This is a genomic window from Nocardia sp. NPDC004278 (genome assembly GCF_053602975.1).
In genome coordinates this window covers 37940-61222 of record NZ_JBSGEQ010000009.1, presented here as the reverse complement: position 1 = coordinate 61222, position 23283 = coordinate 37940, and the positions used below count along the sequence as shown (strand labels likewise).

Genomic DNA, 23283 nt, shown 5'->3' with positions numbered 1-23283 from the left:
GGCGGTGGAGACTCGACTCAGCGTTGATCATTCCGGTTTCGTCGGCGTGTTGAGTTTCGAGGCCAGCACCGCGGCCTGGGTGCGTCGCTCGACCCCCAGTTTGGTCAGCAGTCGGGAGACGTAGTTCTTCACCGTCTTCTCGGCCAGGAACATCCGATTGGCGATCTGCCGATTCGTCAGCCCCTCTCCCAGCAGATCGAGCAGCGTCCGTTCCTGGTCGCTGAGGTTCGCAAACGGCCCGTTCCTGGCCCCGGCCTCCTCGCGCAGTTTCGCCATCAGGGCGGCGGCCGCACGGTTGTCGAGCAGTGATCTGCCCGCGCCGACCTCGCGAATGGCCTCGACCAGTTCCGTGGTGCCGATGTCCTTGACCACATATCCGCTGGCCCCGGCGAGGATGGCGTCGAGCATGGCCTGCTCGTCGGTGAACGAGGTGAGAATCAGACAGCGCAACGTGGGGTGTTGGTTCAGCAGTTCGCGGCACAGTTCGATGCCATTGCCGTCGGGGAGCCGAACGTCGAGAACGACGACCTCGGGACGCAGCGCGGGAATGCGTGCCATGGCCTGGGCGACGGTACCCGCTTCACCGACCACATCGAGATCGGGTTCGGCCTCGATCAGATCCTTCACACCGCGCCGCACGATCTGGTGGTCGTCGACCAAGAAGACACTGGTCATCACGGAGCACCTTCCTCCACTACTACTTCAGCGTACTGACGAGGCCGGTACGGCGTGTCGGAGTTGGTCCCCGGATCGGTGACAAAAGTCCCTTGGTCCCGGTTGGGATCTGCGGAGTGCGGCGTGACTAACGCTCGGCCGTTTCGTCGCTCATCGTGAGGATGTCGGCGATCGGGCGGCGCGGTGTCGGCTCTGGCGGCGGTTCCTCATCGGGTGCGGTGCCGACGCGGATCACGACCTGGGGGACACCCGGGCGGGTGAGCATCCCAGCGATGGCCGTTCGGCCAGTGGGTGTCTCGGTGATGTGGGTCAATGCGCAAGTGGCCGAACCGGTCGCCGCGCATTCCAACAGCACAGCGGAGAGGGCTTCACCGGTGTGCAGCCACGTTGTGATGGATTCGCTGGACGAGCTGAGCACCAGCAGGCGCGCTCGGTCCTCCGTCAGGTTGGCGCGGCGCGCGGAATGCGGTGCGGACGGGAAGGATCGCCCGACGCCGACGCGGGCGAATTCGGCGTCGGAGACCAGCGACTCCCGCGGAACGCCCTCCTGATCGCCGGAATGCCCACTCCACCAATGTAATTCGGTCTGGTAGGGCATATCGTAGCGGCGGGTTGCGGTGGCCTGCGCCGAGGCCGCCGCGATTTCGGTCGTCGCGTTCTCGTCGAGGACGTCGAGCTCGAGGTCGTGCGGGGTGACCAGCATCCGTGCGGTGTGCACGAGCTGAGACCAGTTGGTCGGCGGGTAGAACGGCAGCCGATCGGTGTGCCGGTGATCGATGGCGCGGGCGCGGGCCAATACGCCGATCGGGGGATCCGGCCAGTGGCGGAACTCGATCACCGCCAGATAGTCGGAGCGTCCGGCATCGGGCAGCCGCGTCGTATCGGTGTGCCACCCCACCGCGGCGAAGGCCGTGCGGACGTGGTGCAACATCGCGCCGCAGCTGATCACCAGCTGCCTGCCCATGGGGTCGGCCGAGGTCAACAGCCGGTCATTGTCGCGGTACAGGTGCAGCCGAGTGCCGTCGAATACCCAGTGCCACGGCTGTGTGTTGTGCACCGACGGCGCCCGGCTGGCCTGGCGCATGACCGCCAGCACTGTCGCGCCGTTCGGCACGGAACCTACGGAGGAGGAGCCGCTCTCGGTCATACGGTCGAGTGTCGTCCGGCACTGTGGCGTTCGATATGGGCTTTGCGCCCGTTCTCGAAGGCCCATGGTCATCCCGGCCGATATGTGACCGAGCAAAGTCGCGACGAAACCAAGGTCCTCGATTCGCGTGCCCTTCGGCCCTGTTCGGCGTGCTCGCCCCGCGGCGACACTGCCAGCGTTGGGTGCGTTGGGGCGGAAGAAGGATTACCGAGTGAGTACATCCGAACTGTGGTCGACCGGAACGACTTCGAACGGGGTCTGCACCACGCAGGGCGCGGTGGACCCCGTGCAGATCTCGCGCACGATGCGCGCGATCGACCAGGTACTGAGCTGCCACCGTGTCGATGCACCGGCGCGGGTCCGGCTCATCGGCTCGCCGTTTGTGGCTGGCGCGCTGCTGGCGCAGGCGAATGTGGTGTTCCGGGATCTCATTGTGCGCGCGCAGGTTCCCGGGCCCGGTGGATTCGTCGCGACCTTTCTCGCCGACCGTCTCGACCGGCAGCTCGCACGGCTGAACTCCGGTGATATCCCGAGGTACTGGCCCGATCCGGCACGCCCACCATTGGCGGTGAGCACCGAGGAACGGCCGATCGTGCGCCAAAAGTCCTGCGCCCTGCTGGTCGGGGCACCGGCCGATGCGGTGCGGGTGATGGAGACCATGGACTACGACGTCTACCTGTACACCGATGCGGAGACCGGCGAGGATGCCGCTGTCTACTGGGCGGGCCCGCTCGGCGTGCGTATGGCGCGCCAGTATCGACGGCAGCCACCCGTGTCGACGCCGGGGCTGTCGCTCACCATGAATCCGCACCCGACGCCGCGGCTGACCCGAGCCGAGGCCGCGGCCCGGCTGTGCCGGTACGGATTGCCGTTCCTGTTCTTCACCGAGCCGCGCAGCGGACGGGGACAGCTGCTGTATCGCCGCTACGACGGCGCGCTGGCACTGGTCCTACCCGAGGCGGCTGCGCGATGATGACCGAGTTCGCCGCGAGCGACGATACCGGGCGTGCCGTTGTGGAACTCGATCGCACCACGGCATTGAGCCTGCTCGCGACGGTTCAGCTCGGTCGAGTGGTGTTCAGCCGCAATGCATTACCGGCGATCCGCCCGGTCAACCACCTGGTCGAGCCGGACGGCCGGATCATCGTGCGCACCCGCGTCGCGTCCAGGCTCACCTCGGCCGTGCGCGGTAACTCCGATGTGGTGGTCGCCTACGAGGCCGACGATATCGACCCGCAGCTGCACACCGGGTGGTCGGTCGTGGTGACCGGTTTCGCCCGCCCCGTCACCGATCCGATTCGCATCGCCCGCTATGAGCGCCTACTGCACTCCTGGGTCGACCGGGTCATGGACGCCGTCATCGAGATCGAACCGTCCATCGTCACCGGCATCCGCCTCGTCGAACAGGTCGCCTGAGCACGCTGGGACCGGCAGCTGTCGACGGCGGTGCCGATCCGGGCGGCCCGGTGACTATTGCGGGCGCAGGACCACGATGCCGGGCGTCGAGCGGACGTAGTCGGTGAAGGGTGAGTCGACGACCTTGTTGTTGGCGGCCAAGGAAGAAGCATTGCGGAAGACCGGGCCGTCGGGTGTCATGACGAAGATACCGACATGGGTTACGTCCAGGCCCGGCTGGTCGGCGTAGGCGCCGATGTAGTCGCCGGTGCGGAGTCGGGCGATGACGGTGTCGTCGACGGCACCGCCCGGGATATACGTGATGTCGCGATCGACGACCGGTAGGCCGGGAAGGTACTGCCCGCCATCGGCTTTCGCATTGAGGTGCTTGGTGACGGTCATCGCGGCGGGGCCGAGCGACGCGGTGATATCGGTGGCGGCGATGCGCGCGGTATGCGACCAATCGCTGAAGAAGTGTTTGCGCTGCTGGAATTCGATGCGTCCGTCGGTGTAGCGGGTCTCGATCAGGTTCGCCACGAACTGATCCCGATCGGTGGACCTGCTGAGCGCTTCGACATAGTCCAGGTAGGTGAAGCAATCCACCCGCCGCATATCGATGACCAGCTGTTCGGGCCGACTCGCCGAGCCGATGAGCATATCGGCGCCGTACGGCGTGCCGAGGAACCGACTCGACAGCAGGTTGATCAACTCGCCCTTGCCCGCGCCCGGCGTGGCCGCCCGCAGTGCCAGCAGCTCATCGATCTTGCGCGCGGTGACGTCATCGATGGCGGCGCTCGGTGTACCGACCGCCGCGGGCAGCGCCGGCAAGGCGATGCCGACGAGTGCCAGCACGACGAGCAGTATGCGAGCGATGGTGCGCAAGAAGCCTCCAGCAAGGGGAACGGTCGCGAGCACTGCTGCCACGGTAGCCGGGATGCCGCGGGCAACCGGCACTGAACTCGAAAATCCCACGGGCTCTTGATGATCGCGCCGTGGCTAGCGAAGCGAGTCGGACGTTCCGAGTCGAACAGTTCGGTCACGGACATGTCTCGATGTTGCCATTTCGTTATCCGAGCGCGGCCCCGATCGATAGGTCACGCCTGAACGAGCGCCGTGCATGCGGTCGTACAGATGCACACGCATGACCGACGGCGGTATCGGGCGCACTCGGCGCGCTGAATCCCGGCAGATGTGGCAGGCTCACTCATCGAGGCCGGGGTGCAGAGGATTCGACTCGCACAACGGTCGGCGCGACCACGGGAGACCCCAGCTCCGGCTGGGGTCTTCGTGTGTTCATGGCGCCTTCGAGATCGACGCGCATGACGTGGATTACATTTCGGGTTCCCCGGCTCTGTTAAGTATCAGTTACCCGCGATGGCTATTGCGGTGAAGCCTTCGTTAAGGTTCGTTACGGCGTGCGTTCTGGATTTGTGACGCCGGAATCGGCGTGTGAGGATATTTTTCGATAGCGCACGAACAAAACATCCCGAAGCGTTTACCAAGGGCAGGATCCGGATTCCACCGTCGCACCGGATGCTGTCTCCTTCGGTGTGTTCGGATGCGGGTCGAATCGCCACTTCTGGCTGTCTTGCGCATATCCGCGCGCGAAAAATATCTGAGGAATGGTGTACGTGAGTGGGTTTTGGAGCTCGAGCTCGACGGCGGCCTGTGTCAGCGTCGGTATCTCATTGTATGGGGTCATCGCATATCTGGCCGGAATTCTGGACGGCGGTACGCGACCACGCATGGCGTCCTGGGTGGCGTGGTGTACGGCAAATACCGTATTCACGGCGGTCGCATATCTTGCGGGTGCCTATCTCGCCGCCGGTATCAACGCCGCGTCGGCAACTATGAACGCCGCGGTGATCGCCCTCGGTCTGCGGCGTGGGGTGAGTCTGCGACCGGGGGACAACATAGATTGGGCGTGTCTGCTCTCATCCATTGCATGTGTGCTGGTCACCGTGGAGATTTCGGATAAGACGTTCGGTGCGATGCTGGCTATCTGCGCCAACCTCATTGCCACCGTCCCCACGTTGCGACACGCCTGGTCGAAGCCCCAGGAAGAAACCTGGCAAATGTTCGCGGCGAATGCCTTCGCCGGGGCGCTCGGAGTGTCCGGAGTATTGCTGGCGAGTGGATATCAATTCGCCACCGTCGCCGGTCCATTGATCACCACCATCGGCAATATCGTCTTGGTGACGCTCACCGTCGGCCGCGGCCGATTCGCCGAAGATGCCGTCGTGCCGGTACGAGTTGGCTAGCCGAAATGCGATCGATCATCTCGAACCTGGGCGATTGCTTTTCATATCCGGGCGAACTCACGCCCGGGCAGGCGCAGCGTGCACTCGCCGTTCATCGATTGTGTTCGCCGAATTGTCTCATTCTTCAGCAGGCCGAACAAGCGCTCGGTATCGAAGGTCGAGGCGGACCGTCGGCCGAGCTGGCACCATCGGATCAAATCGGTAAATATCCGTCCATTGAATTGATCGGATACGGTGAGGTCAGTACCGGATATCTAGGCTGATTGTTCCAGCAATAGTCCGGTTTCCGGGTCGTACCAGCGGCAGGCCAGCGGTGGCAGATGCAGCTTCAGTGCACTGCCCCGGTCGGCTCGGAAACCCGGCCGCGCCTGGACCTTCACCGCCTGACCGCTGACATCGGTGGTCAACAGGGTCGACGAGCCGAGCGGTTCCAGCACCTGGAGTTCCCCGACGAGGGCATTGTCGTCGGGGTGCTCCGTACCGACGACGATGGCCTCGGGCCGGATGCCGAGGTTGAGCTTGTGGCCGCGCAACGATGCGAGCGCCGCGGGTACGGGCAGCGACTGCCCACCCAGGTCGATGCGGGGTCCGGCATCGTCCACCTCGACGGTCCCGGTGAGGAAGTTCATCGGCGGGCTGCCGAGGAAGCCGCCGACGAATTCGGTTGCGGGGCCGTCGTATACCGCTGTCGGCGGGCCACATTGGACGATCACGCCGTCGCGCATCACCGCGACACGGTCGCCCAGGGATAGCGCCTCCACTTGGTCATGGGTGACGTAGATCGTGGTGGTACCCAGTTGGTCGACCAGTTTCTTCAGCTCGGCGCGGAACGAAAGCCGCAGCAGTGCATCGAGATTGGACAGCGGCTCATCCATGAGCAGCACATCGGCGTCCATCACGATCGCCCGTGCCACCGCGACGCGCTGGCGCTGGCCGCCGGACAACTTCGCCGGATACCGGTCGAGGTAGGGCGTCAGCTGTAGCAGATCCGCCGCCCACGCGACCTTGCGACGGATCTCATCGGTGGGCACGCCGTGCACACGCAGGCCGAAGCCGATATTGTCGGCGACCTTCTTATTCGGGAATACGGCATAGGACTGGAACACCATCGAGAGGTTGCGCCGCCGCGGCTCCAGGTAGGTGACGTCCTTGCCGCCGATCACGACCTGCCCCGAATCCGGCAGTTCCAACCCGGCGATCATGCGCAACAGCGTCGTCTTACCGCAGCCGGACGGTCCGAGCAGCACCATGAATTCACCGTCGGACACCTCGAGTGAGACCTGGTCGGTGGCGCGCGTCGAGCCGCCGGGATAGGTCTTCACCAGATCCCGCAGAATCACTTCCGCCATGAGCACACCTCTGTCATCTCCGAAGTCCTGTCATCCCGGAAACTTCTGTCATCGCAGCGTGGTCCCCCACATATTCACCAGGTAGCGCCGCATCACGAAGATGAACGCCAGCGCCGGAATGATCAGTGCGAAGCCGCCGGCGAACCGGTACGGGGTCGACGCCTCGCCGAGCGTGGTGAGCACCTGCGCGGGCAGCGTGCGATGGCCGAGCGTCACGATGGTCGCACCGAGAATCTCGTTCCACGACAGCACGAAGGTGAAGATCGACGATGCCGCGAGTCCGGGAAGTGCCAGCGGCACAACGACTTTGCGTGCGGCCTGCCAACGCGTGCAGCCGAATACCCGCGCGGCCTCCTCGAGGTCGGCGGGTACCGCGACGAAGATGCTGGCCGTTATGAGCACGGTGGTCGGGAGGGCGAGGGTGGTGTGCACCAGCGTTACCGCGAAGACGGTGTCGTACCTGTCCAACCGCAGAAACATCGTGGCCAGCGGCACCGAGAGCACCACGATCGGCAGCGCGCGCACGAACAGGATGAATACCTGATAGGTGTCCTTACCGCGGAAGGCATTGCGGGCCAGCGCGTATCCGGCGGGTGCGCCGATGAGCAGGGACCAGAACACCGTGTACAGACCGACGAGCAGTGAGTTGCCGAGCGCTGGCATGGTTCCGGTGGCCCGGAAGAACGAATGCAGTGTCTCGGTGGAGAATTCGCTGGGCAGCAAGGGCTTCGGGAACTCGTTCAGCGCATCGCGCGAGGACACCGCGGCGAGTCCGATGAGCACGATCGGCAGCGCCATGAACAGCGTCACCGCAGTGCACGCGACCTGTACGCCAATGGCACGCCACCGCCGTCTGCGCAGGGGTGCGCGGTCGATCGGCGGCAGTGTGGTCGGTGTCGCGGTCGGCTCGGTCATCGCGACCCCTCCGGTGCCCGCACGGTGCGCAGATAGAACACCGCGGTACCGAGCGAGATCGCGAGCACCACAAGGGAAACGGCGCTCGCGACGGCCGGGTTCTGCAGGTTGGAGTACCACTCGTAGGTCTCACCGACCAGCAGCGGAAAGTCGCGTCCGGTGAGCGCCTGCGCCACGGCGAACGCCTGTAGTGCCAGGATCGTGCGCAGGATCAGCGCCACCTGCAGACTCGGCCCGAGCTGCGGCAGTGTCACATGCCGCAGCCGCTGCCAGAAACTGGCGCCGAATACCTGTGCGGCCTCGTCGTAGTCGCGCGGGATCAGCTGCACCCCGGCCACCACGATGACGAATACCAGTGACGTCGCGCGCCAGATCTCGGCGATCACCACCGCGAGCAGCATCGTGCCGGTGTGCTGATAGTTGAGCCACTGCACGCCGTCCTGCGACAGGCCGAGCCAGACCAGCAGGGAGTTCAGATAGCCGCGATTGCCGAAGATCGACAGCCACACCAGACCGGCGGCCAGTTCGGAGATCGCCAGCGGTACACACCACAGGTAGAAGTGCCCGCCAGCGAATCGTGGCCGCGCCTGCATCAGCAATGCCATACCGACCGCGAGCACCAGCTGGATCGGCACCACGATAACGATCAGCAACAGCGTATTGCGCAGTGCCGTCAGGAAATACGGGTCATCGAACAAGCGCCGCCAGTGCTCGAAGGTGAATCCGCTGTCGTCGCTGAAGGCGTCGACGACGGCCCGTACCAGCGGCCAGCCGAACAGCGCGGCCAGCAACACGATCGAGGGGAGCAGCAAGATCCAGGGGGAGCCGAGTCGAGCGCGCATGTCTACTCCACCCCGCAGCTGTCGGCGGCGGGATCGGGCGCCCAGCACGGGACCTTCAGCTCGTCGAGGATGCCCTGCAGCACCCGCGCCTGCTGGTCGAGTGTGGCTCGAATATCGGCTCCGTCCAACACAATCGAGCGGAAGCTGTCCTTGAACACCTTGCTCACCTCACCCTCGCGCTGGCCGAGGCCGACCGGCGGCAGCGACAGGATCGCGCCCGGCGCCTGCTGCTGCCGGTGCACGGCATCGGCCTCGAGTTTCACCGCCGGTGGCAGATCGTCCGGGATGGCGGTATCGACGGACGGAAAGAAGCCATTGGATCGCAATAGCTCGATCTGTGTTTCCGGCTTGGTGAGCGCGCTGATCGTGCGCTGGGCGAGTTCGGCATCGGTGCTGCCCTTGGGAATCGCGAGTCCGGCGACCACCGCCATATAGCCGAGGCCGTGCGCACCGCGCGGTGCGGGCAGCATGCGCCAGTCCCGCGGATCGCGCTCGGGCGCGTGGACCAGGCGTACGACGTGATCCCATGCCATCCGTACCTCGCCGCTGGCCAGCGGTTCCTGCATGAAGTCGTAGTTCGTACTCGCTTGGGCGCAGTTGGCCCACAGTTCGCGGAAGTATCGCCACGCCGTGACGGCCGCCTCCGAACGGAAGGTGGTGATCTGGCCGCCGGTGAACGAGGGCAGCAGATAGCCCTGGGTGAACCGGTGCAGCAGACCCTTCGGACCGGCGGGCAGGCCGAGCATCGGCCGGTTGCCATTGGCGCGGCGAGCCGCGATGGCCCAGTCGAGGAACTGGTCGTAGGTCAGCGCCGTGGCATCCGCACCGGAGGGCAGGTGTTCGAGCGCGTCGGCATGCGCGGCGAGGACGTAACTGGCGGTGGCCCACGGGATATACCAGGTCCGGTCGGTACCGGCCGTCGCGAGTTGCAGGTAGGCGGCGGGCCAGCCGCGGTTGCCGAGGTCGGCGAGCAAGCCGGTGAGGTCCTGGAGATAGCCGTCGGCCAGCGGCGCGATATCGCCGTGCAGACCGCCGAGCAGACCGACCTGCGTCGAACCCGCGCCGACCTGACTGCGCACCTGGCTGGCGAACGGGCTTTCCTCGATGGTCACATAGCTGACGCCGGGCGCGGTCTTGCCGAGCAGGCTGCGGAAACGTTCGGCCTCATCGGCGGGCCGGAATTGAGTGGAGAGGAACAGCATGCCGCCGCTGCCGGTGGTGGCGAAGCCGGTGCAGGCGCCGGTGAGCGCGACCGCACCGAGACCGGTCGCGCCGAGGAACGATCGGCGCGTCAGGCCTGATGTCGGCACAGGTGGCTCCCGGCGCGGAAATGAACCCGGGTGAGCCGACACGAATCCATCATGCCCCGATACAAACAGATGTCCACGACGAGCCGATTGCGCAACTTCCCGTCACTGAGAATAAAAACCCGAGTTACGTTGCGGCGCAAATAAAAAGGAAGTCGCACCTCTCAAAAAGTTATGAACTTCTTTGGATAACGAATTCTTTACGCACGGCCACGCCGGGCGGTCGGCACACCTATGCTCAAAGCCCGCACGAGTGAGTAACGCTGGGATATATGAAGAAACGAGTAGCCGTATGACCGCCAGGTCCGACCTCGAACACGAACTACGCGGGCCGTTGGCGGCAGCCGGGTTCCTCACCGAACAAGAGGCCGCCGATTTGCTGGAGATGTTCCGCGCGGCCAAGCAGTTGGAGACGGCCGCACTGATCGAGGCCATCGATGAGATGGTCGGTGCCCTGCCCCGACCGTTTCGCGCGGTGACGAAGAAGATCATGTTCGGGAGTCGGCTCGGCTGATGGGTGATCTGGTAACCGGTGCCCAGATCGTGCTGCTGTCACGAACTTTGCACACCCCGGTGGAGCGATTGGCGCATCTGGAGCGGTTGGGCAGCGAGAATCTGCACCAACTCCAGGAACGGCTGGCCGGCCTGATCTTCGATCAGCACAACGAGACCTTCGAGCGGATCAGCAAACTGGTGCCGGTCATTCCGCTGCGCATCTCGATGCCGCTGGTGCAGCGCCTGGTGCCACCGATGATGACGGGCCGGGCCGCGGGCGCGGTCGGTGTGGACCACCCGAAGAAGGCGGCCGAGACGGTTGCCATGCTCGCGCCCGGGTATGTGGCCGACTGTGCGCCGTATATGGATCCGCGTACCGTCGGCCAACTCGCCGATGTGGCGCCTGCGGAACCGATCGTGCGCATCCTCAACGAAATGCTGGCGCGCAAGGACTACATCACCGCCGGACCATTCCTCGATGCCTTCGCGACACCGGAATTGGTCCTGGCCATCGAACAGGGCGTGCTCGATGACGAGGGCCTGATCTTCTCCGCCGCCTATGCCTATTCCGTCAATGGCGTGAGCGCCATCCTGCGCCAGCTGCTGGCCGGGCCGCGGCAGCGGGCGCCGCGGATGTTGCATACCGTGCTCACCGGGTCTACGGGTCTGCAACTGGCCGCGCTGTCGGCGTTCGCGCGCTGCGACCCGGATCTGATCGCGGCGATCGGCGATGTGCTGTTCAGCATCGGATCCGTCGAATTGATCGGCAATCTCATCGCGACCTATCTGCGGGCTGGTGCGGTGCCGGAGTTGCTGACGTTCATCGGACACCTCAGCCCGTGGGGGCTGGGTAACCTGGCCGTGAATCCGATCCTGGCGAACGATGCCGCGCTGGCCGGACTCATCGGCGGCCTCGAGGGCCGGATCGAATCCGAGCTGTGGCGTGGACTGTTCAACCTGGTCGAAAATGCCAACGCCGGGATCCAGCACCGAGTGGTGGCCCTGCTCGCGCAGCTGAGCGACGCAATGGTCGCCGCATTGCCCGGTATCGCCACCGACGCCCACTTCTGGCACTTGCTGCTGCGCCTGATCGCGGCCACCGACGTCAACGTGCGCGCCCGCTTCGAAGCGATGTGGTCCGCCTTGCCCCCGGAACGCCGCATCGATCTGGAACACCGCATCGGCGACCTCGGGCTGAACATCCATCTGGCACCGATCGCCACCGCGACGACGCTATCGGTTGACGAGGTGTTCTACCGGCGACGTCAGATGCGCCGCCGGTACGATACCGCGCAGACCTGGGACTGATCTCGCGCTCAGCTCTTCCTTGCCACGTAGTAGCTGTTGAGGATGTCGGCTTCGACGTGCTCGATATCGATGGACGCGAAGCCCGCTTCGCGGAGCATGCGGGTCGCGAGCTGTTCGCCCCACATGGTGCCGAGGCCATCGCCGTCGAGTGCCAGCGACACCGTCATGCAGTGCATCGTGGAGATGGCGTATAAGCCGGGCCCCATCGGGTGGTCCAGGTTCTCCTCCAGGTTGCTGGAGGCCTGAACGTCCACCATCAGGAAGGTGCCGTCGTCCTTCAATGCCTCGGCGATGCCGCGCAGCACCTCTTTCGGATGGGCCTGGTCATGGATCGTATCGAAGGCGGTGATCAGGTCGAATCGGTTGGATTCGGCCAGATATGTGACATCGCGCAATTCGAAACCGGTATTGGCCAGGCCCATCGCCCGTGCCTGCGCGCGGCCCGCCGCGATCCCTTCCTCCGAGAAGTCGTAGCCCACGAAGTGGCTGTTGGGAAATTCCCTGCCCAACAGGTTGACGGCATGCCCGCTGCCGCAGCCGATATCGGCGACCGCGATGCCCTGGCGGAGCCGCTCGGGCAGTCCCGGCGCCAGCGTGATGGTGACGTCGATCAGCGCGACGTCATGAACCGCGGCGCTGTGCTCCGCCGCGAGCTGCTGAAATCGGCCGTACTCGGCGTACGCGACGCCGCCGCCGTGGCGGAAACAGTCGATGATCTCGGGCTCGACGCTCGCGGTCAGCGGCACGAACTGCGTGAAGGAGGCGACATTGTCCGGGCCAGCCGCCCTGGTCAGCGCGGTGGCGTGCGCCGGAGGCAACACGTATGTGCGATCCGCGGGTTGGTAGTCGACAATCCGTCCGGCGGTGAGTGCGGCGAGCCATTCGCGCACATATCGCTCGTTCAGCTTCGCGGCCTCGGCGATTTGCGCGCTCGTCGCGGGCGGCATCGTGCTCATGGTGTCGAAGAGGCCGGTCTGGTGGCCGATGCTGATCATCAGGGCCAAGAATCCGTCATTGACGATGTCCAGCATCCGGGTGCCGAAGGCCTCGGCGCGCGTGGCGAATTCCGGATCCGCCTCGGGGGTCCGGCCATTGGCCGCCAGCGTTCGTGCCTTGTCCGACATGGCATTTCACGGTTCGGCGTAGTCGGCCACGCCCCGACGGTCGAGCATGACACGCGGTCGGTGCACCAGTCCGGACATGATCGTTCTCCTCGGTCCTGCGATCCGCGCCCCACTCTCGATGCGCATCCACCCACCCGCGGTGTTGTCGGAGACCCTGCGCCAATTGATTGTGACGCGCATCACAGTCTATTCAGGGGGTTGCCCAGCTGCAAGGTAGGCCCCGCGCGGCGCTGGCAGTCGATGTCGGGCGCTGGGCCGTGGCCTGGAGCGGCCGGACGCGTTTGTGATCTTGCCGAACGATTGCACTGCGTGGCGTGCCGCGGATCGGGCTACCGGGCCGACATCGGTGCAGGTGGTCCGACCCGCAGGCCGCCTCGGTCGGGGCCGATCGGGTCAGTGACTGACGAAACCCGCTGTGTCTATGACCGATCCCGCCGGGCCTACCGACAGCCGCTGATTTCCGGCGTTCAATTCGACCCATGTCGCGCACGCCGCGACCGATCGAAATCGCTTGGAAGGTAAGCAAATGACCGAGTTCGTGACTTTCGCGGAAGGGCGCCTGGCCTGTGATGTCGTCGGTGACGGGCCGCTGGTGGTGCTCTCACACGGCATCGGCACCTCGCGGCACGACTATCGCCATCTCGTACCACCACTGGTCGCCGCGGGATACCGCGTGGTGAACGCGGACCTGCGTGGGCACGGCGAATCCAGCCTCGGCTGGCCCTCGGTCACCAGGAAGGCGGCCATCAGCCGGACCGATGTCGCCAGTGACCTGCTCAGTGTGATCCGGTACTTCGGCGGTCCCGCGGCGATCGTCGGGCACTCGCTGTCCGGCGGCGCGGCGACCATCGCGGCGGCCGAGGCACCGGAATTGGTCGCGGCCATTATCGAGATCAACCCGTTCACCAAGACCCAGCACCTGGACATGGGTGCCCTGTTCACCGTGCCGCGGTATCGGCGTGGGCTGATGCGTTTGATGGGCACGCTGCTGCTCGGGTCGCCGAGACTGTGGCGCAGATACCTCGACTTCGCCTATCCGACCAAGCCGGACGATTACACCGACTACCTCGACGGCCTGATGCGGACCCTGCGGAAACCCGGCCGGTGGGCCGAATTCATGAAGACCGGCAGGACCACTGCGGCCGATGCCGAGGCCGCGCTGTCCGGCGTCCACCGTCCTGCGCTGGTCATCATGGGCGCCGCGGATCCGGACTACCCGGATCCGAAGGCCGAAGGGATGGCGATCGTCGCGGCGATGCCCATGGGCATCGGGAAGGTTGCCGTCGTCGACGGCGGCGGGCACTATCCGCACGCCCAGTTCGGCGACCGAGTCGCTGAACTGATCATTCCGTTCCTGCGCCAGCATGCCGCCGGTCTGCTCGAGCCCGTCCGGCACGTGGTGTGATCGGCTGGCACATTGCCGTGACAGCCATGGGTGCATGCGGTGATGATAGGGACGTGTCGACGTCCCGAACCGTTGTCCTCGTGGTCTACGACGGGATCCAGCTGATCGAATTGGCCGGTCCCATGGACATTTTCGGCGCCGCGAACGCCGTCTCCGGATCGCCGGTCTACCGGTTGGTGACGGCGGCGCCGCGGGCCGGCGCCATCGCGGTGGAGGGCGGTGTGACGATGAATGTCGGACATTCCCTGGCGGAGATCGCCGCGGGTGACGACGAGATCGACACGATGATCGTCATCGGGGGCAATGGCGCCTTCGCGCCGGCGGTATCGGCCGAGGTGGTGCGCGACCTTCCGGCCATTGCCCGGCGGTCGCGACGGGTCGCAGCGGTATGCGCCGGTTCGCTGCTGCTGGCTGCGGGCGGGCTGCTCGATGGTTATCACGCGACAACGCATTGGGGTGCGTGCGCCATGATGGCCGAGCGTTATCCTCGGGTGACCGTCGAGCCGGACCGCATCTATGTCAACGACGGAAACCGGTGGACCTCGGCGGGGGTCACCGCCAGTATCGATCTCGCGCTGGCCCTGGTCGAGGCAGATCACGGCACCGAGGTGGCGCAGCTGATCGCCCGGTGGTTCGTCGTCTTCGCCCGGCGGCCCGGCGGCCAAGCGCAATTCAGCGCCCAGCTGCGTGCACAACCGGCGCGCACCCCGGCGATCCGAGCCGTACAGCAGTGGTTGCCAGACCATTTGGACGAGGACCTGAGCGTGGCTGCACTGGCAGCACGGGCGGGGCTGAGCGAGCGCGCATTCGCCCGTGCTTTCCGCACCGAAACTGGAAGCACCCCAGCCGCTTTCGTGGAGAACCTGCGTGTGGAAGCGGCCCGCGGCCTCCTGGAGACCACCGATATGACCGTATCCGCCATCGCCAAAGCGGTCGGCTACAAACACGGTGAAACACTGCACCGGGTCTTCTCCCGGCAGTTGGCCACCACGCCGGATCGCTACCGACAGCATTTCTCGATCGCCCATTCGGCTACGGACACAAACCATTTCAGCTCCCAGGAAAGCCCGGCGGCAGCGGCTGGAAATCGGCCTTGAGCCTCGGTTCGGGTGCCAGGCCGCGCAGCACGGCGCTGGTCCAGGCGACCGCGGGCGGCCAGCCGGTGACGGCGTCGACGACGTGTTCGGGTATGGGAACGGTGTAGCAGCGATGCAGAGCCTGGACCCCGGACTTTGTGCACATGCACAGAAGCGGCGGTCCGGGGCACGGTGGTAGCGCCGAGTCGGCTCGTATCGACGCTACGATTTAGAGTGTGCTCGAAGTCGAACCGCAGCCGGTATCCGAGTCCATGCGTTCCGCACCCGAGGCGGGCGTGACCATCGCCGAAGCCGCTCGCCGCACCGGGGTCAGCGCCCACACCCTGCGCTACTACGAACGCGCGGGCCTGGTCATCACCTCCGTCGAACGCACCAATGGCGGGCGCAGACGCTATCGGCCGGTGGACCTGACCTGGATTACCGTGTGCACCCGGCTGCGGGCCACCGGCATGCCCATCAAAACCATCCGGCGCTATGCCCAACTGGTCTCCGCCGGGCACGGCAACGAACAGGAACGGCTTGCCCTCATGGTGGCCCACCGCGCCGATGTGGCTGCCAAAATCGCTGAGCTGCAGGACAATCTGGAACTCATCGACCACAAGATCGACGTCTACCGCGGCCGACTCGACGCCGGTGACGCCGACGAACTGTGGGCGCCGCACAGCTTCCGGTCCGGTCTGCGATGACCGCGCGCAGGCTGCCGCGCCCGCGCGAACTCGCGCCGTTGGTCAAGTTCGAACGACCGTTCGGCGGCAAGGCGCGCAAACTCGAACGCGCCCAGACGATTTGGGATCTGCGCGCGATGGCCCGTAAGCGCACCCCCAAGGTCGCCTTCGACTACACCGACGGTGCGGCCGATGCCGAAATCAGTCTGAACCGGGCCCGAGAGGCGTTCTCCGATATCGAGTTCCGCCCCGCGATCCTGCGCGATGTGGCGGCGACCGACACTACCGCGACCGTGCTCGGCAAGTCCGTCCAACTGCCGTTCGGCATCGCGCCCACCGGATTCACCAGGATGATGCATACTGCCGGGGAGTTGGCCGGAGCTCGCGCTGCCGAACGAGCGGGCATACCGTTCACGCTCTCGACCATGGGCACCACCGCCATCGAGGATGTCGCGGCGGCCACCGGGCCCAATGCGCGCAATTGGTTTCAGCTCTACATGATGACCGATCGTGACCGATCCCTAGCCCTCGTGGACCGCGCCGCGGCGGCCGGATTCGACACCCTTGTGGTCACCGTCGACGTCCCCGTCTCCGGTGCCCGGCTGCGCGATGCCCGCAATGGCATGACCGTACCGCCCTCGATCACCTTCGGCGGCGCCATCGACGCCGTGGGCAAGCCCGCCTGGTGGTGGGACTTCCTGACCACCGAACCGCTGGCCTTCGCCTCCCTCGACCGCTGGTCCGGTACGGTGGCCGAACTGCTCGATGCCATGTTCGACCCCACCGTCGGATTCGACGATCTGGCCTTGATCCGCGAGCACTGGCCCGGTCGGATGCTGGTGAAGGGTGTGCAAACCGTCGAGGATGCGCGACGTCTGGCCGCGCTCGGCACCGATGGCATCGTGCTGTCGAATCACGGTGGACGCCAACTGGATCGAGCACCGGTGCCACTGCATCTACTGCCCGCGGTCGTGCGCGAAGTCGGAGCGGATATCGAAATCCACCTGGACACCGGCATCATGCACGGCGCCGACATAGTCGCCGCGCTGGCTATCGGCGCGCGATTCACACTCATCGGCCGCGCCTACCTCTACGGCCTGATGGCGGGTGGCGAACCCGGTGTGGATCGCACCATCGACATCCTGCGCGCCCAGATCGTTCGTACGATGAAACTGCTCGGCGTTCGGAGCATCGACGAACTCGAACCGCGGCACGTGCAGCTACTCGGACGCTATCGACCGATCGGCTGAGCTTCTTTGGATTGCAATCGATTTCGCAGGGCGGCGGTCTAGAGTACCCATCGAAACCAAATGTGAAACGTTGTTGAATGTGCCGTTAACTAACGGTACATTGCTTCGCGACATGATATCCCGCACTGGAAGGCTGGGTCATGATCGCAGGTCGAGGACCAGTAGAACTCTCGACGTTCGCCGATGCGCTGCATGCCGAAGATGTCGGTTATCGCAGAGCGTTGCGCGCGCGCCAAGTACAGATGATCGCGATCGGTGGTGTTATCGGCACCGGTCTATTTCTCGGAGCAGGCGGGCGCCTGGCCGGTGCCGGTCCAGGATTGTTCCTGGTGTACGCGGTATGCGGGGTATTCGTATTCTTCATCTTGCGCGCGCTCGGCGAACTGGTGCTGCATCGGCCCTCCTCCGGATCGTTCGTCTCCTACGCCCGCGAGTTCTACGGGGAGAAGCTGGCATTCGCCGTCGGGTGGACCTACTTCTTCCACTGGTGCATGACCGGGATCGTCGATATCACCGCCATCGCCGCCTATGTCCGCTACTGGGGCGCGTTCGCAGTCGTCCCGCAGTGGGTGATCGCGCTCATCGCCCTGGTCGTGGTCGTCTGTACCAACCTGATCTCGGTGCGCTGGTTCGGTGAACTCGAGTTCTGGGTCGCATTGATCAAAGTCGTTGCGCTGGTCGGCTTTCTGATCGTCGGCACGATTTTCCTCGCTGGTCGCTTTACGATTCGAGGCGCGCCGACCGGTGTCGGTGTGATCGCGCACCACGGTGGACTGTTCCCGACCGGTCTGCTACCGCTGGTAACCGTCCTGACCGGCGTCGTATTCGCCTATGCCGCAGTCGAACTGGTCGGTATCGCGGCCGGTGAGGCGGAGCATCCGGAGGCGATCATGCCGCGGTCGATCAACTCCGTCATCTCGCGCATCGCGGTGTTCTACGTCGGCTCGCTGATACTGCTCGGACTGCTATTGCCCTACACAGTCTTCCGTGCCGGTGAGAGTCCGTTCGTCACGTTCTTCGCGAGAATCGGTGTGCCAGCGGCCGGTTCGATCATGAACCTGATCGTGATCACCGCGGCCTTCTCCAGCCTCAACGCCGGGCTGTACTCGACCGGCCGGATTCTGCGCTCGATGTCGATGAACGGCAGCGCACCCGCCGCGGCCGCGCGAATGTCACCGACGGGTGTGCCATATGTCGGCATCCTGGCCACCGGTGCCATCGCATTGGTCGGTGTCGGTCTCGATGCGGTGGTGCCGGAGAAGGCATTCGAGATCGTCTTGAACGTATCGGCGCTGGGCACCATTGCGTCGTGGACCACGGTGCTGCTCTGTCATCTGCGCCTGTGGCAGCAGTGGCGACTCGGACTGGCCTGGCGTCCGCACTCCCGGCTGCCCGGCACGCCCTATACGACGGTGGCGACGCTGCTGTTCCTGGCAACTGTGGTCGTCCTGATGGCCTGCAGCGGCGATATGGTTCAACGCGCCGCGGTGATCGCCATGCTGGTCGGACTGGCGCCGGCCCTGGTCTGCGGTTGGTTCCTGGCCCGCCGAAAAGTATTGCGAATCGCGAAGATTCGCCAATTTCACACCGCCCAGTTCCCGGTGATGGCCGAACGTCCGCACCCGGGCCTGCCCACCGAACCGATCGTGATCGTCGAGCAGCCGACGACCCGGTATCCGGACGCGGGAAATTCGTCGAACTGATCAATGATCTGCTCAGCCATAAGGCCGTCACGCTGGCCGCGACCATTCAACCCCTCGGGACCGGGCGCCGTGTCGCGCGATCGACGGCCGAGGTGCCGCGTACCCTGCGCGAGCTCCACGAGGTTCGCCGCTGCCAGGACCAGCTCCGAGCCGGATTCCCCGAACTCGCCCACCGCGCCGAACAACCGACCCGTATCCGCCGAATGGCCTTGCCCCCGACACTAATTCAGTGCCTGGCCGACGGGATCCAGCGCCCTGGCCCAGCCGGGCCGCTGTGGGCTGTTCTGTGCCGGTGGCGTCGGTGTGTTGGTCGATGTTCGCTTGGCTCCGCTCAATGCTTGGTCGGTGATGGTCGCGTCGGAGATGTGGCCACGGGCCACGCGGAGCAACTGCTGGTCCGTTGGATTAGCCAGTACGTCATTGACGCTGTTCAGGACAAGGTCCGCTTGCCTACTTCCGATCGCTCCCATCATGCGCCGGGCGGCGAGGTGGTCATTCTCGAAAACCGTGCCGAGCAACGGGCCCGTGGGCGCAACGCCACTGGCGACCCGTTGGAGATCGAGGATCGCTTCCGACGTCGGCGCGGCCAGGTAGGCACTGACGAATTGCTCCTCCGGCCCGTTCGCGACGCCGCCGTCGAGAGTGACGCCAGCGGGGACCGAACGCCGGTACCGGAATGCGGCCGCTTGCAAGTTAGCGAGATCTGCCGCGACCTCTCCGGGGTCACTATTGCCCGCGATGAGGCGAAGCGACGAGTCCTGGACGCGCTGGACCCCGGCGACCACGTGGCCGAGATGGGTGTTGGCGAGCGTCCAATCCTTGGTGTTGCCATCGACGATCTCCCACGACCGAATGGCGTTGTACCTTATTCGCTCGTCGCTGAATCCGACAACGTCCATCGCGACCCACGCATCAGTTGACTTTCCGCCGACATCCGCGACAGCTTGCATCGCTGCGGCCGCGCCGCGGACGGTGTTGATGCCGCCATTCGCCTCAGCGGCCTCCCGCGCGGCCATCTCGAACAACGGCCGGTGCAAATATGACTGGGCGTAGTAGCCCCTGGGGCCGCCGACCCCCCGCGAGCTCCAGAATCCCCACTGAGCCAACTGCGACTGTCGCTCCATTCTGGAGAAGGGCCGCAACGGTGATCGGGTTCTGCCCCAGAGCCATTCGGTCGCCGGTGAATTGCTGATGGTACTGACCGCGCCGAGTGCCGTCAGCATCGGCATTTTTGACATGGAGTGCCCTGCACCCATGGTGCCCATACCCAGTGCGGTCCCGCCACCGCTGCCCGACGCTCGCCCACCGCCGCTGCCCTGGATGGCAAGGGCGAACCTGTTCGCGACCCATTCGTTGCCCTTGTCCAGGCTTTTGCTGAGCTTCTTGAGCTGGAGGATCGCGATGATCATCACGATTGCTCCGATAACGAACACCACCATGACCTGGTCCCCGGCCAGCCGGAACAGATCTCCCAGGATCAAGACGTACACGCCCAGAAATATGGTGAACGCCGTCATCCGCGCGGCCGCGATCACGCCGTCGACCATATTGCGCACCAGGAAAGTCTGCGTCGGCCCATATACAAAGCCGCCCGCGGCGAAGCCGAAGATCGACATCAAGCCGTGGTAGATAGTGTCGAGCGCCGCCCTGATGACCTTGATCGCGAGCACGGCCCCGAAGGCGAGTAATACCGTTCCGGCCAGCAGCAATAGCAGTCCGGTCGCGATCTGCTCGAAGTTCGGATTGTCGACCGACTCCTTTGCCACGCGGTCCCCGCAACTGCTGATGCTGTTCTTCACGCGGTCTTCGTTACCTGCCGACATACCCGCCGACCATGCCGACTTGCACGCTGGCTGCTCGTCGACCACATGCCCGTAGTTCCACACCTGGAGCGGGCGTCGCGCAAAGTTATCGGCCAGGGTGGCTTGCATGGTCGCCACCGAATGGGACGGGTCGGCATTGCCATTGCCGTTGAGCCCCGCCGCGACCGAGATGCCGAGATCGCGCCCCTCCGCGAGCAAGCCATCCGAGGACAACACATCCGCCAACGGCTCGGCCAGGAATATCGGACCCAAAATCGCGACTCCCACCATCGTCACCACCTGCATGGTCGCCTTGGCGTAGAAGCCACGGGTGACAAACCAGGCCACGAAGAACGCGCCGATCGTCGCGGCGGTCACCAACATGATCGGTGTCGCGATCTGCCCGGTCAGGCTGTGCGCCACGCCCTGCAACGGCTTCGAGACGATATTCAGCCACTGGAAGCTCAAGGCGTACCCGATGAGCCAGATCGCCGTTGTCACAAGGATTTTCCAGCCCGCGAACTCCAGGCCGAGCACGAGTGAGACGGCGGTGTTTCCCGGGTGCAGCACACTGCCGTGGTCGGTGGCGAACATATAGCTCGAAAGTTCGACCCCCGACGAATCCTTGACGTGTGTCCAGCCGAGCGCGCTGCCCACCGACGATCCGGTGGTCCTGGTACCCGTTTCAGCGCTGGCCACCGCACCCAGCAGGATGGGGCAGACGAACAGCAAGAACAGACCCAGCAGGATCCGGGTTGCCCAGCGCCGGGGACGTGATGCGCGTAGCCGGTCCCGAAATCGCCGCAGCATCGCGGGCATTTGCCGCAGGACCTGATCGCAGGGTCCCGTTTTCCAGTTATACACCGCCACAACCTGATTCGTATGCCGTAGTGCCGCAGATAGACGGCGCTACGGTGAGACGAGTATCGGAGCTGGTAGATCCTCGGGGCTGCTCAACAGTCCCCGGCAACGACTTTCGACGTTAACGGCGCAGCGTGAACGACCACCGTCCGGTCTGTGAACAACGCGCCGCGAAATAGCAAGAACGCGTTGATAATTCGTCTCAACCGCGACTTCGGGAGTTCACTTTGCGTTCGCGACGATCTGACAGGTGACCCCGACCTCGGGATGTGGCGGGTGAGTCACGTCCGCCGCCACCGGCATCGGCAAACGGGCGGACCCGTGCCGAACGTGCGCCGTCCAGTGCTCGATGTGAACGTGCCCTGCTGGCTCAGCTATCGGATGTCCTGCTGCTCGATGAACCGGCTATCAGTCTCGATCCATCTGCACAGCAAGAGATTTCGCGTGTCAGCGTGATCTTGCAGCGCGGTGCGACGGTGGTGCGGGCGACGCATGACGTGAACGAAGCCATGAACGCCGATCACTTGACGTGGACGAAGCCATGAACGCCGATCACTGCCCAGTCCTGCGTGACGTCCATATGATCGCCCATCGACCCTCGCGCCGTTCTGTGTGAAACCGTGCGTCCGCGAGTCGGGAGCTCGGCCGCAACTACGCGGACTTCCCAGTCTCGGGAGTTTTGCGACCTGAGCGAAAATTAGGTGGGCCACTGTCCGTCTTCGGTTCGGTGGCGTCGAAACGTGGTTACAGGTCAGCACACCCGCCAGCACCTGACCGCGCTAGGACGAGCAGGAGAGCGCGGTGAGCCAGCGATCGCGGATCGACCTCAGCGAACTCCGCGCGATGGTCGCAAGCCTGGAACACCTCATCACCCAAGCCACTCGCGCCGTCACCGACCTGAAAACCGCCATCGCAGCCGCAGAAGCCGATTCCGCCACCACCACGACGTGTGTTCCCGCCGATCCGGTCACGGCCGCATCCGATATCCGCGTCTCCGCGCAAGTCGCGCAAGTCGCGCAAGTCGCGCAAGTCGCGCAAGTCGCGCAAGTCGCACCACCCGCGGAAGTCGCACCACCCGCGGAAGTCGCACCACCCGCGGAAGTCGCACCACCCGCGGAAGTCGCGCAACCCGCGGAAGTCGCGCAACCCGCGGAAGTCGCGCAATCCGCGGAAGTCGCGCAACCCGCGGAAGTCGCGCAATCCGCGGAAGTCGCGCAATCCGCGCAATCCGCGCAACCTCAGCCCTCTGTCTCCGCCCGCAAGCCGCAGCCAACCCCATGGTCTCGTCGAAAAGCAGAGACACCCTGGACACAACGCACCGTGCGCCTACGCCCACAACCTTCCGCCGCATCCATCCGAGTGCCCACACCCGTTGCGGCCGAAGCGAACCCACTCGTGGCAGCACGCTCGTCAGTGATCCGCCAGCCCCCACCGCGCCCCACCGTGACCCGCATGGGGGGCGAAGCCAGCAGCCCAGCGGCGGCTTCGGTGGAAGATGCCAGCGGATCAGCAGCGGCTCGCCCACTGGTCGATGCGGCGGGATCCGCAGCAACTCGCCCGCCGGGCGCGGGATCGGCAGCGGTTCTTCCGCCGGGCGCGGGATCGGCAGCGGTTCTTCCGCCGGGCGCGGGATCGGCAGCGGTTCTTCCGCCGGGCGCGGGATCGGCAGCGGTTCTTCCGCC

21 protein-coding genes are annotated in these 23283 nt (G+C 65.2%); 12 read left to right on the top strand and 9 right to left on the bottom strand.

Features of this window, described 5'->3' with window-relative positions; all coding sequences use genetic code 11:
• Nucleotides 1–27: 27 nt before the first annotated feature.
• Both ACWEO2_RS16105 and ACWEO2_RS16100 read right to left on the bottom strand, forming a co-directional pair.
• The gene (locus tag ACWEO2_RS16105) at nt 28–675 is read right to left on the bottom strand and encodes a response regulator (protein ID WP_452405989.1); all 648 of its coding nucleotides are present in this window, start codon (nt 673–675) and stop codon (nt 28–30) included.
• Nucleotides 676–802: 127 nt separating this feature from the next.
• Nucleotides 803–1822, bottom strand: a complete 1020-nt coding sequence (locus ACWEO2_RS16100) for an Acg family FMN-binding oxidoreductase (RefSeq protein WP_452405988.1) — start codon at nt 1820–1822, stop codon at nt 803–805.
• A 211-nt stretch (nt 1823–2033) separates the two neighbouring features.
• Between ACWEO2_RS16100 and ACWEO2_RS16095 the strand changes: the two genes are divergently transcribed.
• Together ACWEO2_RS16095 and ACWEO2_RS16090 are read left to right on the top strand one after the other, a co-directional pair.
• Nucleotides 2034–2795: a sigma 54 modulation/S30EA ribosomal C-terminal domain-containing protein gene (locus ACWEO2_RS16095; RefSeq protein ID WP_452405987.1), complete on the top strand. Its 762-nt coding sequence runs from the start codon at nt 2034–2036 to the stop codon at nt 2793–2795.
• On the top strand, nt 2792–3238 hold the full coding sequence (locus ACWEO2_RS16090; protein WP_452405986.1) for a pyridoxamine 5'-phosphate oxidase family protein: 447 nt from the start codon (nt 2792–2794) through the stop codon (nt 3236–3238). Before ACWEO2_RS16095 ends, ACWEO2_RS16090 begins: the two co-directional genes overlap by 4 nt.
• A 54-nt stretch (nt 3239–3292) precedes the next feature.
• On the opposite strand, the gene ACWEO2_RS16085 is transcribed toward ACWEO2_RS16090, so the two are convergent.
• The gene (locus ACWEO2_RS16085; protein ID WP_452405985.1) at nt 3293–4132 is read right to left on the bottom strand and encodes a DUF1460 domain-containing protein; all 840 of its coding nucleotides are present in this window, start codon (nt 4130–4132) and stop codon (nt 3293–3295) included.
• 716 nt (nt 4133–4848) lie between these two features.
• Here ACWEO2_RS16085 and ACWEO2_RS16080 point away from each other — a divergent pair.
• Both ACWEO2_RS16080 and ACWEO2_RS16075 read left to right on the top strand, forming a co-directional pair.
• The gene (locus ACWEO2_RS16080; protein WP_452405984.1) at nt 4849–5478 is read left to right on the top strand and encodes a hypothetical protein; all 630 of its coding nucleotides are present in this window, start codon (nt 4849–4851) and stop codon (nt 5476–5478) included.
• Nucleotides 5479–5483: 5 nt separating this feature from the next.
• Nucleotides 5484–5741, top strand: a complete 258-nt coding sequence (locus tag ACWEO2_RS16075; protein WP_452405983.1) for a hypothetical protein — start codon at nt 5484–5486, stop codon at nt 5739–5741.
• On the opposite strand, the gene ACWEO2_RS16070 is transcribed toward ACWEO2_RS16075, so the two are convergent.
• Genes ACWEO2_RS16070 through ACWEO2_RS16055 form a run of 4 tightly spaced genes read right to left on the bottom strand, consistent with a single transcriptional unit; the run spans nt 5733 to nt 9894 of the window.
• Entirely contained in the window at nt 5733–6827 is a 1095-nt protein-coding gene (locus ACWEO2_RS16070) for an ABC transporter ATP-binding protein (RefSeq protein ID WP_452405982.1), read from the bottom strand. The two genes, ACWEO2_RS16075 and ACWEO2_RS16070, sit on opposite strands and share 9 nt — an antisense overlap.
• Before the next feature lie 48 nt (nt 6828–6875).
• Nucleotides 6876–7742 (bottom strand): carbohydrate ABC transporter permease, encoded by an 867-nt coding sequence (locus ACWEO2_RS16065; RefSeq protein WP_452405981.1) that lies wholly within the window; start codon nt 7740–7742, stop codon nt 6876–6878.
• A complete protein-coding gene (locus ACWEO2_RS16060) occupies nt 7739–8584 on the bottom strand; it encodes a carbohydrate ABC transporter permease (RefSeq protein WP_452405980.1) in 846 nt (281 codons plus the stop codon). The genes ACWEO2_RS16065 and ACWEO2_RS16060 overlap by 4 nt, the downstream gene beginning before the upstream one ends.
• 2 nt (nt 8585–8586) lie before the next feature.
• Nucleotides 8587–9894 carry an ABC transporter substrate-binding protein gene (locus ACWEO2_RS16055; protein ID WP_452405979.1) on the bottom strand — a complete coding sequence of 436 codons (1308 nt, stop codon included), beginning with the start codon at nt 9892–9894 and terminating at the stop codon, nt 8587–8589.
• A gap of 289 nt (nt 9895–10183) precedes the next feature.
• On the opposite strand from ACWEO2_RS16055, the gene ACWEO2_RS16050 reads away from it, so the two are divergent.
• Nucleotides 10184–10405 carry a hypothetical protein gene (locus ACWEO2_RS16050; RefSeq protein WP_452405978.1) on the top strand — a complete coding sequence of 74 codons (222 nt, stop codon included), beginning with the start codon at nt 10184–10186 and terminating at the stop codon, nt 10403–10405.
• A complete protein-coding gene (locus tag ACWEO2_RS16045) occupies nt 10405–11694 on the top strand; it encodes a hypothetical protein (RefSeq protein ID WP_452405977.1) in 1290 nt (429 codons plus the stop codon). The genes ACWEO2_RS16050 and ACWEO2_RS16045 overlap by 1 nt, the downstream gene beginning before the upstream one ends.
• An 8-nt stretch (nt 11695–11702) precedes the next feature.
• Here the strand turns inward: ACWEO2_RS16045 and ACWEO2_RS16040 are convergent, their stop codons facing one another.
• Complete coding sequence (locus tag ACWEO2_RS16040; protein WP_452406186.1) at nt 11703–12725, bottom strand: class I SAM-dependent methyltransferase; 1023 nt, start codon at nt 12723–12725, stop codon at nt 11703–11705.
• 619 nt (nt 12726–13344) lie between these two features.
• Between ACWEO2_RS16040 and ACWEO2_RS16035 the strand changes: the two genes are divergently transcribed.
• The 5 genes from ACWEO2_RS16035 to ACWEO2_RS16015 all read left to right on the top strand — a co-directional run bounded on the left by ACWEO2_RS16035 (nt 13345) and on the right by ACWEO2_RS16015 (nt 18938).
• Nucleotides 13345–14223: an alpha/beta fold hydrolase gene (locus tag ACWEO2_RS16035; RefSeq protein WP_452405976.1), complete on the top strand. Its 879-nt coding sequence runs from the start codon at nt 13345–13347 to the stop codon at nt 14221–14223.
• A 53-nt stretch (nt 14224–14276) separates the two neighbouring features.
• Complete coding sequence (locus ACWEO2_RS16030) at nt 14277–15320, top strand: GlxA family transcriptional regulator (RefSeq protein WP_452405975.1); 1044 nt, start codon at nt 14277–14279, stop codon at nt 15318–15320.
• 215 nt (nt 15321–15535) lie between these two features.
• Entirely contained in the window at nt 15536–16006 is a 471-nt protein-coding gene (locus tag ACWEO2_RS16025; protein WP_452405974.1) for a MerR family transcriptional regulator, read from the top strand.
• Nucleotides 16003–17235 carry an alpha-hydroxy acid oxidase gene (locus ACWEO2_RS16020; protein ID WP_452405973.1) on the top strand — a complete coding sequence of 411 codons (1233 nt, stop codon included), beginning with the start codon at nt 16003–16005 and terminating at the stop codon, nt 17233–17235. The genes ACWEO2_RS16025 and ACWEO2_RS16020 overlap by 4 nt, the downstream gene beginning before the upstream one ends.
• Before the next feature lie 140 nt (nt 17236–17375).
• A complete protein-coding gene (locus ACWEO2_RS16015) occupies nt 17376–18938 on the top strand; it encodes an amino acid permease (RefSeq protein ID WP_452405972.1) in 1563 nt (520 codons plus the stop codon).
• 221 nt (nt 18939–19159) lie between these two features.
• On the opposite strand, the gene ACWEO2_RS16010 is transcribed toward ACWEO2_RS16015, so the two are convergent.
• Entirely contained in the window at nt 19160–21550 is a 2391-nt protein-coding gene (locus tag ACWEO2_RS16010; RefSeq protein ID WP_452405971.1) for a hypothetical protein, read from the bottom strand.
• Between the two features lie 1546 nt (nt 21551–23096).
• On the opposite strand from ACWEO2_RS16010, the gene ACWEO2_RS16005 reads away from it, so the two are divergent.
• Nucleotides 23097–23283 (top strand): hypothetical protein (locus ACWEO2_RS16005; protein WP_452405970.1); only part of this gene is annotated, 187 nt, incomplete at its 3' end.